Origin of the sequence: Butyricicoccus sp. OF27-2pH9A (genome assembly GCF_027693185.1) — a bacterium.
Classification (GTDB): domain Bacteria; phylum Bacillota; class Clostridia; order Oscillospirales; family Butyricicoccaceae; genus Agathobaculum; species Agathobaculum butyriciproducens.
On sequence record NZ_JAQEXK010000027.1, the window covers coordinates 1 to 14448 of the forward strand.

Annotated in this window: 15 protein-coding genes and 2 pseudogenes; 11 read left to right on the forward strand and 6 right to left on the reverse strand. The window is 48.3% G+C overall.

Translation table 11 applies throughout. The annotated features are described in order from the left end of the window. The first annotated feature begins 111 nt into the window (after positions 1–111). The 6 genes from PG722_RS13170 (at position 112) to PG722_RS13195 (ending at position 4302) form a co-directional block, all read left to right on the forward strand. Positions 112–516 (forward strand): hypothetical protein, encoded by a 405-nt coding sequence (locus PG722_RS13170; RefSeq protein WP_270385805.1) that lies wholly within the window; start codon positions 112–114, stop codon positions 514–516. Positions 517–658: 142 nt separating this feature from the next. Then, positions 659–982, forward strand: coding sequence for a hypothetical protein (locus PG722_RS13175; protein WP_270385806.1), 324 nt, complete (start codon positions 659–661; stop codon positions 980–982). Between the two features lie 13 nt (positions 983–995). After that, entirely contained in the window at positions 996–1307 is a 312-nt protein-coding gene (locus PG722_RS13180; RefSeq protein ID WP_270580809.1) for a hypothetical protein, read from the forward strand. Between the two features lie 23 nt (positions 1308–1330). After that, entirely contained in the window at positions 1331–1681 is a 351-nt protein-coding gene (locus tag PG722_RS13185; RefSeq protein WP_270580810.1) for a hypothetical protein, read from the forward strand. 70 nt (positions 1682–1751) lie between these two features. Further along, complete coding sequence (locus PG722_RS13190; protein WP_270580811.1) at positions 1752–2780, forward strand: hypothetical protein; 1029 nt, start codon at positions 1752–1754, stop codon at positions 2778–2780. Positions 2781–2937: 157 nt separating this feature from the next. Further along, positions 2938–4302, forward strand: coding sequence for an FtsK/SpoIIIE domain-containing protein (locus tag PG722_RS13195; protein ID WP_270580812.1), 1365 nt, complete (start codon positions 2938–2940; stop codon positions 4300–4302). Positions 4303–4367: 65 nt separating this feature from the next. Here the strand turns inward: PG722_RS13195 and PG722_RS13200 are convergent, their stop codons facing one another. Next, positions 4368–5018 (reverse strand): SprT-like domain-containing protein, encoded by a 651-nt coding sequence (locus tag PG722_RS13200; protein WP_270580813.1) that lies wholly within the window; start codon positions 5016–5018, stop codon positions 4368–4370. Positions 5019–5357: 339 nt separating this feature from the next. Here PG722_RS13200 and PG722_RS13205 point away from each other — a divergent pair, with 339 nt between their 5' ends. The 3 genes and pseudogenes from PG722_RS13205 to PG722_RS14280 form a co-directional block, all read left to right on the forward strand. Then, positions 5358–5924 (forward strand): Uma2 family endonuclease, encoded by a 567-nt coding sequence (locus PG722_RS13205; RefSeq protein ID WP_270580814.1) that lies wholly within the window; start codon positions 5358–5360, stop codon positions 5922–5924. 18 nt (positions 5925–5942) lie between these two features. Further along, positions 5943–7598, forward strand: a complete 1656-nt coding sequence (locus PG722_RS13210) for a stalk domain-containing protein (protein ID WP_270580815.1) — start codon at positions 5943–5945, stop codon at positions 7596–7598. A gap of 641 nt (positions 7599–8239) precedes the next feature. Continuing rightward, positions 8240–8527 (forward strand): annotated as a pseudogene (locus tag PG722_RS14280) (helix-turn-helix domain-containing protein); the annotation flags it as partial. A gap of 687 nt (positions 8528–9214) precedes the next feature. Here the strand turns inward: PG722_RS14280 and PG722_RS13215 are convergent. From PG722_RS13215 to PG722_RS13235, 5 genes are read right to left on the reverse strand one after another with little or no spacing between them, the layout of a single operon-like run. Further along, positions 9215–10075 (reverse strand): ABC transporter ATP-binding protein, encoded by an 861-nt coding sequence (locus tag PG722_RS13215; protein WP_270580816.1) that lies wholly within the window; start codon positions 10073–10075, stop codon positions 9215–9217. Next, positions 10072–10791 (reverse strand): hypothetical protein, encoded by a 720-nt coding sequence (locus PG722_RS13220; protein WP_270580817.1) that lies wholly within the window; start codon positions 10789–10791, stop codon positions 10072–10074. The genes PG722_RS13215 and PG722_RS13220 overlap by 4 nt, the downstream gene beginning before the upstream one ends. Beyond that, on the reverse strand, positions 10788–11621 hold the full coding sequence (locus PG722_RS13225; protein WP_270580818.1) for a hypothetical protein: 834 nt from the start codon (positions 11619–11621) through the stop codon (positions 10788–10790). Before PG722_RS13225 ends, PG722_RS13220 begins: the two co-directional genes overlap by 4 nt. Beyond that, on the reverse strand, positions 11599–12300 hold the full coding sequence (locus PG722_RS13230) for a hypothetical protein (protein ID WP_270580819.1): 702 nt from the start codon (positions 12298–12300) through the stop codon (positions 11599–11601). Before PG722_RS13230 ends, PG722_RS13225 begins: the two co-directional genes overlap by 23 nt. Continuing rightward, complete coding sequence (locus tag PG722_RS13235) at positions 12297–13031, reverse strand: RNA polymerase sigma factor (protein ID WP_270580820.1); 735 nt, start codon at positions 13029–13031, stop codon at positions 12297–12299. Before PG722_RS13235 ends, PG722_RS13230 begins: the two co-directional genes overlap by 4 nt. A gap of 145 nt (positions 13032–13176) precedes the next feature. Between PG722_RS13235 and PG722_RS13240 the strand changes: the two genes are divergently transcribed. Continuing rightward, the gene (locus PG722_RS13240) at positions 13177–14025 is read left to right on the forward strand and encodes a DNA primase family protein (RefSeq protein WP_442867857.1); all 849 of its coding nucleotides are present in this window, start codon (positions 13177–13179) and stop codon (positions 14023–14025) included. A 42-nt stretch (positions 14026–14067) separates the two neighbouring features. Further along, positions 14068–14343, forward strand: a pseudogene (locus PG722_RS13245) (IS30 family transposase); the annotation flags it as partial. Between the last annotated feature and the right edge of the window lie 105 nt (positions 14344–14448).

The window sequence follows — 14448 nt, forward strand, 5'->3', positions numbered from 1 at the left end:
ATTTCTTTCCCCCTTGACTTTCCTTTGCAGGTTTTGTTAGTTGGTTTGTCCATTATATCTTTAAACGCTAATTACGTTTAAAGGTCGATCCTGTCATTGAATAACAGGGTTTTGGACGAATTTAACCGTTATTATGGAGAAAAGAATAGCAATTCACGTTATTCCGAATTGTTGATTGGATTAAATAAGATTTTTTATGAAAAGAATATTAACCAAGCAATTTTTTGTGCGAAAACATTCTTGTCGAAACACGTTTATCAAAACATTGTTAGCTACAAGTCGATTAACTATAATTTCCAGACAATAGCGGCTATTTTGATTGCTTTTAATGTTCCGTTGAACCAAGCAGAGGCGCTGTTCCATGCGGCTGGTTTCTACTTGAACGATTCACTTTCTCATTGCATTGTTCGTTTTTCCATTAAAAATAACTTGTCTCTTTATGATGCCGATGACCTGCTTTACACGAAAACAGGAACGCATTTTTACAAATCAAAGCGGCAAGACAATAATGATTAACCCTACCGAGGCGGCCATTGGCCGCCTCTTTTCGTTTGCCCGAAAAAAAGAACTTCGCAAGTTCCACTCATATAATTTCTGCAATTTATAATAGAATTGTAAGCCAAAAACACCCCGAAATAGCAGGAGGAGGTGAAAAATAATGCATACTCAAATCCAAGGCGGCCTGCACTATAAAATCGCGTTCAAAGCGGATGTCCTGTTGCTGGCAACCGTGTATTTCGCAATTTTCAACGAAGTTGCAGAAGTCGTCCGCATCGAAGTCGGTGATAAGGTTACGACCCCTGAGCAAGTCAAAGAGATTGTTCACGAAATCGACCTTTTCCTGACCGAAAGCGGTGCGACAGTCGCATATGTCCACGCAGATAACTTCGCTGATGCTCTGGTCGATGAGTTCATTTTTGCCGGTTATACCGAAGATTGGACTCAAAGCAGCGATGTTATGTATAAATTTTTGAAAGAATAAGGAGGAACACCCCATGCTGAAACTCAACCAGCTCAAGATTGACCCTTATCTGACCGTTGGTGACCATTTTCGTTTTTTGGAAGCTAAGACCGCCTATGTTTACGAAAAGGGCGAAGTCACCAGCAAGGTAAAGGGCTATCGTTGCAAGCTTGCAATGGTCGATCGGGGCTATGACACTTTTTATGTCACCGTGCCGACCACGCCCGAAATCCCTGTCGATACTCCCGTTCGCGTGACGGATTTGGAGATCAAGGCTTTTATCATTGATGGCAAGCCGCGCATCTCGGCCAAGGCCACCGCAATCGAACCGATCAAAGATGCCTAAACCGTCGAAAGGAGGTGATGTTTTTGAAAAAGTATTCTATGGTTGCTCGTGCGTGGATTGTTACCGTGAAAAACCCTGAAAATTATGGCTATAGTGGTTGTCCGCGTGTCCTCTGTGAGCAGCTTCGCGCCCAGTGGCTTTCCGAGCGCCCCTCGCGTTCTGGCGTTTGGATGTTCTGTTTGTCAGACGATGGCGTCCCGCACGTCGATATGGTCTTGATTGACAAAGCGCCGTTTCGTGACCGCCACATCTTCGATTACGTCCCCGCTGACTCCACTGTCCCGTTGACTACATCGCACGATATGGCAAGTGACGTAGAGCACTTCGTTCAGCATGTTCTTGACACCGAGCGTGTTTTGGTGATGGTTCACTAAAACCTCATTGCATCCGGGCTGCGCCCCTTATGGGATGCAGCCCTAATTTTTATGTATAAGGAGGGTTTATATGGGAGAAAGTGTCACCAAATCATGGTTTGCTGTGCTGAACAACCCCTGCGAACACGGCTATTCTGGCACACCGCAGGAAATCTGTGAGCAACTCAGGGACGAGTGGGTAGGCACCAGCACAACACGAACCGGCGCGTGGGCTTATTGCATATCGGCGCTCGGCTTGCATCACGTGCATATGGTCTTGGAGGATGCCGTTGCTATGCGTTTCAGTATCGTTAAAAAAACCTATGCGTGTGGGATGCATTTCGAACCCACCAAAGGGTCAAAAAAGCAGGCAGAGGATTACATCAACAAGCGCTCTCCATTTGATGAAAAGGGCGAGCAGGTCTTATGTATAGTGAAAGCTGGCGAAATTAAAGGCCGTAGTGCAAATCGTAGTGATCTGGCCGAGATTGCGGCTTTGCTGAAAGAGGGTCACACGCCCTCAGAAATTATGGCATCCAACCTTAATTATCGCCGCTATGACCGCATGATTCGCGATGCATTTTTCGACCAGCGTTTCAAGGCAACACCACCCATTCGTCCAGTCAAAGTCCACTGGATTTGTGGCGAGTCGGGCGCTGGTAAGACGTATCACTATGTTAGTCTGTGTGAAGAAAAGGGCGAGGATAACATCTACTTAATCTCCGATTTAAAGCACGGGGCTTTTGACAAATATTGTGCCGAATCTATTCTTTTTATCGACGAACTCAAGCCCGACAGCATTTCCTATGCCGAACTGCTTTCGCTTTTAGACGGTTATAAAAAGCAAATTTCCGCAAGATATACCAACTCGTTCGCATTATGGAGTGATGTTTACATAACGAGTGTTTATGCGCCTGAGCAACTCTACGCGGAACTCGTACCGTATCACAAGCGCGGCACTGATAGCTATGAACAGTTGCGCCGCCGCATCAGCGAAATTGTCTATTGTTATTTCGATGCTGACCACAAACGCAAGTTTGTATGCGTAAGCAGTGATTTTTATAATGATATAGCCTCGTTAAGAGCCTCGTTAGAAGATAACAACTCTAACCCGTTTTAACCAGAGGTGGGCTGGTAGTGTTACCAGCCCACCTCGTTACGGTTACACAAAACGCGAAAAGCCTTGAAATCACTGGGGATTTGAGCATTTTTCTGTAACCAACATACGTTACAAAAATTAAATCCGTTACACTTTTCGATGAAAAAAGGTGAACATCATGAACAGTAATAAAAAAGATGAACTCATCAACGAGAGCACCTATAAATATACATTCTGCCGTCTCTGCGAGGGTATGAAACACATCAAACATGATCCACACAAGCAACACCGCTTGCTGTTGATTTTGGCATTAGCGCTGCTGGTTGCAATCTTCGTGCAGCACGCCTTTGATAGTAATGCAATCGGTGACATTCTGAAAATCGCTATGTATTTTCTGGTTGCTGTTATCGCGCTGATTGCCGTGCTTTGCTATATTCTGTATTACGGAACTCCCAAAATCGCTCACCGCATCCACAACAACTTTTCACGCATAGGTTTAACCAATTCCGCCGGTGAAATTCCACTCTTGCTGCGAGAATATCCGTTTTATAAAAAATCAACTTCTAGACAAGTTTTTTGTTTAGATTTTCTATCTTGCAGCATTGAAAAATCCATTTGGGAGGACAAAAAAACCGCCATCGAAACGGCTCTAAATCGGAATATCGCTAAAATCGAGGAAATCGACGGAAAACAGGGTATTCGACTTTACACCGTGCCGCTCGAACAAGGTTTATCCGATAAAATTGTTTGGCAAAACACGATGCTAAACACGCAAATACCCATTTGCAAAATCATCTTAGGAGAAAGTCTGTTGGAACAAGTCACCGTTGACCTTAACATTACACCGCATATCCTCATCGGCGGTTCGACCGGCTCGGGCAAAACGGTTCTTCTCCGTTTAATACTTATGCAATTACTTAAAAAGCAAAACGTCCAAGTCACACTTGCCGATTTTAAAGGCGGCGTGGATTTTTCTAATGCTTGGGGACAGCATCCCAAATGCCGGATAATTTTGGAGCGTTCTGAACTTTTATCCTATCTTGATGGGTTAATTATCGAACTCAATCGACGCAAACAGCTTTTTGCAAGCAAAAATAATTGCAACAATATTTTTGATTACAATATCAATCCGATCTACACTCATAATGATGCCGAACCACTTGATCGAATTGTTTTTGCCGCCGATGAAATCGCAGAAGTGCTTGATAAAACCGGCCTCAGCAAAACAGAAAAAGAAGTAGTTGCACAGATTGAGAGCCGCCTTGCAACTATCGCCCGATTGGGTAGAGCATTTGGTATTCATCTAATTTTGGCAACCCAACGACCCGACGCTAATATTTTGGCCGGTCAAATTAAGAACAACATCTCTTATCGCATCTGTGGCCGTGCGGATAATGTACTCTCAGGAATTATTTTAGACAGCACCGCCGCTGCGGACGAAATTCCATCCGATGCCCGTGGACGCTTTATTGACAGTGAGGGAGTAGTTTTTCAGGCTTATTGGTTTGATGAATTCAATATAGACTGGAACGCTCCGTTCTAAAATATCGCATATATTTGAAAGTGCACCTTCAACATCATTCTTGAACGTGCACTTTCAATTTCCTATTATTTAACCGGTTCCATTCTCAATAAGCAATCGCCGCACAAGATGTTGACCTCGCGAGTCGCACGTACTGACATTTTGCATTTGGGGCAAACATATTTTCTGGTGCTGCTCGGCTTCTTTGTTTTGGTCGGCTCATTTGTTCCAGAGCTTGTCCCGCGTCCCGGCCTGCCTGTGACATATCCATCCATACGACCCATGCGAATATCTTCCCAGCCCTGAGCAACGATGAAATCAATCAGCGCCTCGGTTGGAAAGGTGATCGACCAGCCGATTCGCGGATCGTACTCAATGCGTAAGTCGCACGCCTCGGCAGTGTCCTTAAAGCGTTTGTTGTGGTAAGTGCCTCCGCGACTGCAATCCTTCACATTGTTTTGCAGGTGGTAGAGATGAACCATTTCATGCAGCAAGGTTGCGGTAACGTCTTCAATCGGTCGGTCAAGTGTGCCTGCGTCAATGTTAAGCTCGTGCCGCTGATCACCGTTACTCTTGTGCCATGCCTTGGAAACGGTTACATGGCCATATGCGCGCGGTGTAGACTGGATAGTGATGATCGGTTCTTCAATCTCGTTATTGAAATAATGGTCATTAAGTTCGCGGAACATTTTTTCAAGATATCCCGCCGTCCGGCTTGTTTTGATTGTCTGTTTCATAAAAGCACCTCCACAATTTTTCTTTGGGCCTCGCCGTGCTCGTTCCGAGTACGGCTTAAATACTTTTGCAGACACGCCGGGCACTGTGTCAAGGTTGGCTCGTAAGAGCCACTTGCGCAAAAATTTACACCGTGCGAACAATCGGCACGGTGTAAAATTTTGCTGACCTTGACTCAGGGTTCGGGGTGTGCCACAAGCGAAGGCAGAGGCCCCATCTCTTTGGCGTTACCAGTCCACCTTTGTCATATAATTGATAGTAATAATGTTTTAGCTGGTTTCCGTATCTTGACCGTGGTATAATAACAATATCAACAGTCTTGATAAAAGGAGGGCTTGTCTATGCCGTTACCTCAAACGACACATTGTACCTACGCTGACTATCTGACGTGGGATACTGAACAGAAATACGAGCTGTTTGACGGTACACCTGTTATGCAGGCGCGTCCAAGCATTCAGCATCAGAATATAGAGGGTGCTTTGCTTCAGCAGCTCCGCAACTTCCTTAATGGCAAGCCATGTCGCGCCTTTGCTGAGATTGAGGTGTTGCTCCCTGAACACGTGCATCAGAATGCGGACGATGTGAGCACTGTCTATGTTCCTGACCTTGCTGTGATTTGTGACCCTGAAAAACTGCACGAGCAATATTGCTTTGGTGCTCCGACCGTAGTAATGGAGATTCTTTCACCGTCCACCGCCAAGGCTGACCGTCTTGTAAAGCTCAATCGCTATCAGCAAGCCGGTGTCCCCGAATACTGGATCATTTCCCCGCAGGAGCAGAACGCAACTGTATTTGTACTGGAAAACGGACTGTATCGCACCGTTGCTGTTTACACCAAGGAAGATGCCGCTGCAAAGGTCTTTACTCTGACCGGTTGCGAATTGGATTTGACTAAAGTTTTTGAATGATACGGAGGCGTATAATCTATGAAAAGAAAACTTATTGCCGCAGTTATGGCTGCCGCCATGATGTGTGCAAACGCAATTCCTATGGCTGGAGCGGCAGAAGACGGTCGCGCAAACCTGCCTTCTGACTTTACTTCCGGCAAAGTCGTCTCCGTTTCGGCGGACAATCAAATTGTAAGCGTCATTAAGGACGATGGTAGCCTGTGGCTTAGCGGCGTTTCTGCTTCGGATGTCACTTTCTCCCCGTTTACCAAACTCACCGGCGATGTAAAAGATGTCAGTCTGTTCTATGAAGGCATTGCAGTTCTGAAGAACAACGGCGATCTGTATGTTGCCGAATGGAAGGACGCTTCTTCATTCTCCAACTTCAAAAAAGTTCTTTCCGATGTTCGCAAAGCGAACATGCGTAGTGCGTCGTTGGGCGTCGCTATTAAGAACGACAACACCCTTTGGGGATGGGGCATCGATCTGAGCGGTATTACTTTCCCCGTCAATCCAGCATCTTTACCTTCTGCGTATACTTCTACTGATAACTGGTGGGAAATCCCCGAGGTTATAAAGCCGGCAAAAATGATGGATAACGTTCAGGACGTTATTCAAGTCGACTTTGCTTCTGTCTTTCTTAAAACGGACGGCAGTGTCTACGTCTCTGGCAAGGGATCTTACGGTTTTTTAGGCGATTCCGACTCGCAACATTTCGTCCGCCCCGCCGTTAAAATGATGGATGATGTAAAGTCTATTTTTGGCGATGCAAGTCTTTGCATGGCAATCAAATCAGATAACAGCCTTTGGATTTGGGGTACGCTCCCTTGGTCAAACGAAGTTGTCGCTTCTCCAATTAAGATCGCTGACAACGTACAATTCGCAGACGAAGGTACTAAATCGTTGGTGTATGTTACCACTGATGGACAAATGTGGGCTGTAGGCAAGAATGAATGGAACAGCAGCGGGCTCGGCAAGGAAATTGAAAATGTGGCCACACCAACCAAAACCGATCTTACTGGAGTAAGATCCTTGAGTTGCACTCCTTATTCGCGGATTGGAACAGCCGTAAAGAACGATGGTAGCCTTTGGACGTGGGGTCGTACGGATCTGGAAGGAGACAGCTCCACCCGGACGTTTGATAACCTGTACAATGTTCCCGGCGAGAACTATACGCTCTACGACTTTCTGCAGATTGCTGGTCCAAACCAGACAACCAACGGCACGTCAACCAAAAAGCCTACAACCAAGCCGACCGCTGCAGCAACGGCAACAGCCTCTCCGTCCAGCGCCAAGGTGCAGATCAACGGCAAGCAAGTAACCTTCGACGCGTACAGCATTAACGACAACAATTACTTCAAGCTCCGTGATATTGCAAAGGCTCTTTCTGGTACAGAGAAACAGTTTGAAGTAACGTGGAACGGCGCGACTAAGAGCATTGAACTCAAGCCTAATACCGCATACACCGCTGTTGGCGGCGAACTCGCTACCGGTAAGGCTGTCAAGCAGACCGCCAAGCTGTCTTCCGATACCGTATATATGAACGGCAACGTAGCCAGTCTGACGGCTTACACCATTAACGATAATAACTATTTCAAGCTTCGCGACCTCGGCAAGCTGCTCAACTTTGGCGTTGACTGGGACGGCACCGCAAAGTGCATCTCCATCGACTCTTCAACCTCATACACCGGATAACTACAAACGCCGTCCTTGTTGGGCGGCTTGACAACTCCCCGAAAGACGTTCTTCGGAGCGTCTTTTTCAGTGCTTAAATTTGGTGCTTATTCACTCTAAAACAGATATTATCAGATGTTGCTAAATGATATATTTTTTATAAAATATGGTCTATTATGCTTATAATGTATTATAGAATGTAACATATTATGCGTTTGGAAAACAACTCCGACTCCAAAGGCCATGCGCTCGAATCGCACCGGGCGTACCAAAATGTGTTGATGAAAGATGCAACGCCGAAAACGCCGCACGAAAGTGTGGCGTTTTCACATATAATGCGCTACTTTTAGAACGAAAAGGCTGCAAAAACTCGATTTTTCAAAATTCCAGTTTTGCCCCGCGAGAGGCGACATTTTTAAGATGTGCCCTGCCAAATTTATGGTCTGGTGTGGTTCGAACACCAAGGCTTAAAAAAGAATAAAGAATAAGAATACAGGCTGATATGCTCCCCATAGAGTAGACACTCGAAATAACAAAAATTCGAGACTACACTAAGGGGAGCATTATTATGTCAAAACGGACACTGGAAGAGATCATCCATTCAACGGAGAAGGAAGCCAGGCAGCAATCTGTAAAAAGTACGGACTACGACATACGAAGAACGGATTGAAATTATCAGCTACTGCATCGAGCATGGAAATGACTATGCTGCTGCTGTTGAGCGATTCGGCGTCAGCTACCAGCAAATCTATTCCTGGGTGAGAAAGTACAATGAGAAGGGCATAGAAGGTCTGGTAGACAAGCGTGGTAAGCGTAAAGCCGAATCTGAGATGACAGAAGCGGTGAAGCTGCGCGCCGAGAACCGGATACTGGAAGCCCGAAACAGAAGATTGAAAACGGAGAATGCAGTGCTAAAAAAACTCGAGGAACTCGAAATGAGGTGGCGCTGAGCGGAGTAAGACAAGAATATCTCTACATTTGTGTTCGGAAAATGCACGAAGAGGGGTATGCAATAACCGAGACTTGTGACATTCTGAACCTAAATCAGTTCTATCGTTTGGTACATATTGTCGGCCTGCCTGCTGTCATCCGCAGAAAACGTCCGGCATATCAGCGGTCTAAGCCGGAAGTAACGGCGCACCAATGAATTACCGCAGCTTGCTGGATGCTGCATAAATGAAAACCAGGACCTCTGAGATGAGGTCCTGGAGAAAACTTTTTGTTTTTTCGTCTGTCTAATTGACAGGGAGCGGTTCACTCCGCCAATGTCAGGTCGATTTCGTTTTTTCCGACATAGATCCGCCTTTTTTCATAACCAATCAACAAATCCTGAAGCTGACAGTTTCCACTGGCTGTATTCTTATTTTTCCTCTCTGTCGGTGGTTGTGGAGAACGGCGCGAATACGAGCCAGTAATTTTTCTGTACTGAATGATTTCGTACCAGAAAATGCGCGAAATGAGTTGCTGAGAGGTGCTGCGAACAACCGCTCAAATTTTGTTCCCAGAGATTTTTCGGCAGCAAAATCGGCTCTGAGTTTACGGGGAAAAGCAGCTTGCAGGTCTAAAAACTTGCAAGCTGCCTTCTAAACAGTCCGCACTTTACTGCACCCGAGATCCAGCCCGAATCATCCGGACAATCATCTACCGAAATAATATAGATACATATCCTCCATATTGGGTGCTGTTGGTACTGCGTCGGGTCGAGGGGCGCTTTTGCTGAGCAGACGGAGCACACTTTTTCCGTCTGTGTGCATAACATTGCTGCAGGTATATTGCTTTGTGAGTGCCGCTTCGTCCGCAGCAGGAACTGTAACGAGCCAGACTTGCTCGTTCAGCTGCTCCAGCAGCGAAGCAGGCTTTTGCATTCCGAGGACAACACCTTTCCGGAGCAGAATGATTTCGTTTGCGACTGCTTCGAGATCCGATACAATATGCGTCGACAGCAAAACGAGCTTTTGCTGGGAAAGATCACTGATGATCCCGCGGAACCGGATCCGTTCTTCCGGGTCAAGCCCAGCTGTCGGCTCGTCCAGCACCAGAATTTCGGGGTCTCCAAGCAGTGCCTGTGCGATTCCCACACGCTGCCGCTGTCCGCCGGAGAAACCTTTCAGCTTTTTCTGCTTTTTGTCCTCCAGACCGACCATATGCAGAAGATCATCCGTCTGCCGCTTGGCCTCAAATTTTGACAAGCCCTTCAATCTGGCAATATAGAGCAGAAACTGCTCCGCTGTGAAATTCGGATAAACGCCGAAATCCTGCGGCAGATAGCCGAGCTTTTTCCGGAACGCAGCACCCATGACCGCAATGTCCTGCCCATCCAGCAAGACACGTCCGGTCGATGGGGCGAGCAGATCCGTCATGATCCGCATCAGCGTCGTCTTCCCGGCTCCGTTTGGACCGAGCAGCCCATAGACGCCCGGCCCCAGCGTCAGGTCGATCTGCTGCAGCGCGGCCGTATCGCCGTAGAGCTTGCTTATATGTTCGAAGGAAAGCTTCATAATTCCTTTCGCTCCTTTCTTTGATGGATGGCGGCCAATAATAATCCACCCAATAACAGCGCGTACCAGACACCCCAGACTCCCGGTGTCATACCGATTCTCCGTCCACGCATCCATTCTGCAAAAAATCCATACCGGACAAACCAGAAGAATTCAAACTTTTTCAGCACAGCGGCATTGATAAAATAGCTGAACGCAAACGGAGCTCCGCAGATGCACATGGCCGCTGGCTGATTCTTCAGACTGTCACATACAAATGCTGCAAAGAGGAAAAATCCAATGGTTCCGATGAGAACGATCGCCGTGCTGCGGAACCATGCGTGATTCCAACCATCCGGTTGGGGAAGCCTGCCGGAAATGAGAATTGACAGCGCATGATTTCCGGCTGCTAACAGCACAGCACCAGCCGAAGCGGCAATGCTCCCGGCAATCAACCGGTTCCGGAACAGCGTGCTTCGACCATAGGCGGTGCTATTGATGACGGGAAAGACTCCTGTTTCACGATCCGCAGAAAACAGACGGATCAGAACGAGCAGAACCAGAAAACCGAGTGTTACGGAGCCTATCTTATTCCAGAATTCTGCGGATAAGGACCAGAACGCATCGTTGCGGAATCGGGAATCAAAGAAGGCGAGAATGCCCCGAACAGATAGCCCAGCACCCAAAACGAGCCAGTAGAGCGGATTCCGGAAACAGCGGATCAGATCAGCCTTCATGCCTTTGCTTTCCTCCTCCATATCTGCAAAAAGATAAAAAACTCCAGAAGGATCATGCCAATCCCCAGCAGGACCGGTTTCCATACATCCGACCACAAATATGGAAAGACCCACGAATAGCTCTCCTGCAGCAGATACCCACCGAAGCCGAACCGATAGAGCGCATCGATCGGCACGCGAAGGAACTCCGGCAGCTGAGGCCCGACAGCGGAATACGCGAAAAACAGCAGATAGCTTCCGCCGCAGAGGAACAGACTGAGCGCCGTCCGCCGCGTCAGCGCAGCGACGATCAGGATAAACCCGGCGAAATATAACGCGCCCAAAAACAGAAAGCCATACTGGATCGCACAGTACGCAAGATTGGACATCGGCGGCAGCGCCGTATCCGCAAAATACACGCATCTGACAACAGAGGAGAGGGCGCCTTCGAACCCGAACGCGCCGCCGTTTACCAGCAGACTGGCTGCCCCGATGATGAAAACAACGACCGCGCAATAGAGGACCGTAAACGCCGTTTTCGCTCTCCATGTGCACAGTCGGCCAAGCGCTGCCGTCCCGACAAGATCGTCCGTCCGGTATTCCCTTTCACAGCAGACCAGCCGCGGCAATCCGACCGCAAGCAGAAACGCCGTCAGCGTCGCGCCATAGGAATAGATATTCTGCTGAACAAAATTCCACTTTTGCTGTGCATCATAGAGCACGCTGTAATTCTGTTCCGAAATTTCTGTGTATAGCCCCAGCAGCAGATACAACCCGCCAAGGAGATACGCAACCCAGACCTCGCGGAACGCCCGGTGCTTTCTGGCTTCATCCGATATGAGCCATGCCATAATGCTCCCTCCTTCGTTGAACATTGTATACAAGAATGCCGTATAAAATCAGTCCGATAGCCGCCAGCACAGCGTAGGCAGCGGTGGAGCAGAGCTGCAAAAGCCGGTCAAACGGCAGTACCGTCACGAGGAAGCAGAGCGCCGCCCAAAAGACGAGTGCAAGCAGGGACAGCCCTTCCGAATTGCGGAGCGAAGCAGACAAAAACAGGAGCAGCGCACAGAGATAAATGTCCGATACCGCGCCGCAGAGCGCCAGCCGCAAAAACGCCTCACCCGCAGAAACGTGCAGCATCACGGAAAGGAGCACCAGAGCGCCGAACATGCAGCATGAGATCACGACAGACCGCGCAGCCAGCATCTCCGGATAGGAATACGGAAATGTAGCCTCCAATTCACGCATGTTCTGGTTACTGGCGAGCACGTACCGATGAAACAGCAGGAGCATCGGCATTGGCGCGGTGCAGAAAATCGTCAGCATCGGCATGGACAAGACTCGGACGCTGAGCAGACCGAAAATCAATGCACCCGCGAAAAGCCCAAGCAGCAGGCCCCCGTTTATTTCACCTGCGGCGATCCGCAGCAGCGTGAAGGCCGGCGTCTGCCTATCCCTCGGCTCCGGCATGGACGCTTGCAGCCGCAAAATGGTGCGGCGGATTTCCTGTTCCATCCGATCGTTCATTCGAAGTCCTCCCGCAGTTTATCTGAGAGTGTATTTCTGGCGGCACGAAGCCGTGATTTGACCGTCGGCAGCGGTGTGTTCGTCATTTGTGCGATCTCCTTTGCGGTAAATTGATGGAAATAATGTAAGATCACTGCCTCCCGCTGTGCGGCAGGCAGCTTCTCCAGAGCGGCTTTTACGGACATGGAGACCGCTGCCATATCTTCAAACGAGGCAGCCGGATCAGGTCGGTCGAACATGGTGTCTTCCACCTGAACGATTTTCTGTCGAAAGCGAAAGTAGTCCATACATTTGTTATGCGCGATCGTAAACAGCCAGCTGTCAAATTTCCGCCACGGCATATAGCGACCGATGCTCTGCATCATTGCGATAAAAACATCCTGCGTCAAGTCATAAGCGTCCTGCTCATGCCCGGTCAATTTGAAAACATATCCGTAAATTCGCGGATACCAGCGGCGAACCAAAAGCTCCAGTGCGCTCTTATCTCCGCCTTTGATCCCGCGCACCAGTTCATAATCGCTATATTCCACCGCCTCACCGCCTTTTCTGTCAGTATAACGAACGAGAGTACCCAAAGGGATGAAAGATACAAAAGATATTTTATAAAAAATATAACAGGTCTTTGCGTGTGTTTCCAACTGCAATATTTGAGCGCTTTTATATTTTAACACCGGAGCGCCAAAACTGCGCATCAGGAACCAAAGAATAGGTTTTATCTGGAGTTCACGCAAAAAAGCAACCGCTCTGCAAGTCGTGACCTATTTAACATACAAGACGATAGCTTGCTTCGCGGATGCCTGCCTTAAAAGATACCTCACATATTGTATCACGGCTTTTGCAAAAACGTTTGACTTCACCGTGTCCCAATCTGCCAGTTTGACAATCTCCGGTGTGCTGACCGCCAATCTCTCCAAGACGGTTGCGAATTTACTTGCCAGCATCAAGCTGCAAGCCTATTCGCCGCCGCTGCCCATTGAGACGGACCGCATCCATGTTGCCAACGGGACGTTTTTCACGGACGGCAGCTTCAGTGCCGACAATAGCTACTGCAACAACCGCCTCACCGTCACTTATAATCCAGACACACCCACTCCGAGAAAATGGCTGCAATTCCTATCGAATCTGCTGCAAGAAGATGATATTCCCACCTTGCAGGAGTTTCTCGGCTACTGTCCACTGCCGACTACCAAGGGGCAGAAGATGCTCATACTCATCGGCAAGGGCGGCGAGGACAAAAGCCGCATTGGACTGGTCATGCGCTCCCTGCTGGGTGACAGCATGAATACCACCAGCATCCAGAAGGTGGAGAGCAACCGGTTCAGTCGCGCAGACTTGGAAAACAAGCTCCTGATGGTGGATGACGATATGGATATGAGCGCCCTGCCCAAGACCAACTATATCAAGTCCATCGTGACCTCCGAGTGCAAGATAGACATGGAGCGCAAGGGCGTCCAGAGCTACCAGAGCCAGCTGTATGTGCGCTTCCTCTGCTTCGGAAACGGTGCGCTGACCGCCTTGCACGACAAGTCCGATGGCTTCTTCCGCCGCCAAATCGTGCTGACTACCAAAGACCGGCCCGCAGGCCGAGCGGATGATCCATTTCTGGTGGACAAGCTGCTGCGGGAAAAGGAAGGCATCTTCCTCTGGTGTCTGGAGGGTCTGCATCGGTTGATTGGGAACAACTATCAGTGTGGAGTCCACCAACAATGTCCATGTCGGCGGTAAGCGGGTTCGGGGATTTATAGGCCTTGAGGTGATCAATCTGCCGCCTTTCAGAAGATGCAATCCGAACAGGGGGATTACTTCAGCAAGGTATTCCGTACCATCACAACAGATAACAGTCCTGAGTTTGCCCGGCTGGCGGAGTTGGAAACAGGAACGAATACGAAAGTGTACTTTACCCATCCGTATACATCCTGTGAGAAAGGGGCAATAGAAAACCACAATGGCCTGATCCGACGCTTTATACCAAAGGGAAAGTGGATTTCAGATTACAGCGATGATGACATTCTGGCTATGGAGCTATGGGCGAATCGTCTTCCGCTACCAGACTGATTCTAACAGATGAACGCTCAACTTGATATTGCAATTTGCTATAAAAATGATTAAAACAAAAAAGCAGCAACTTTCGTTGCTGCTTTAGATGTA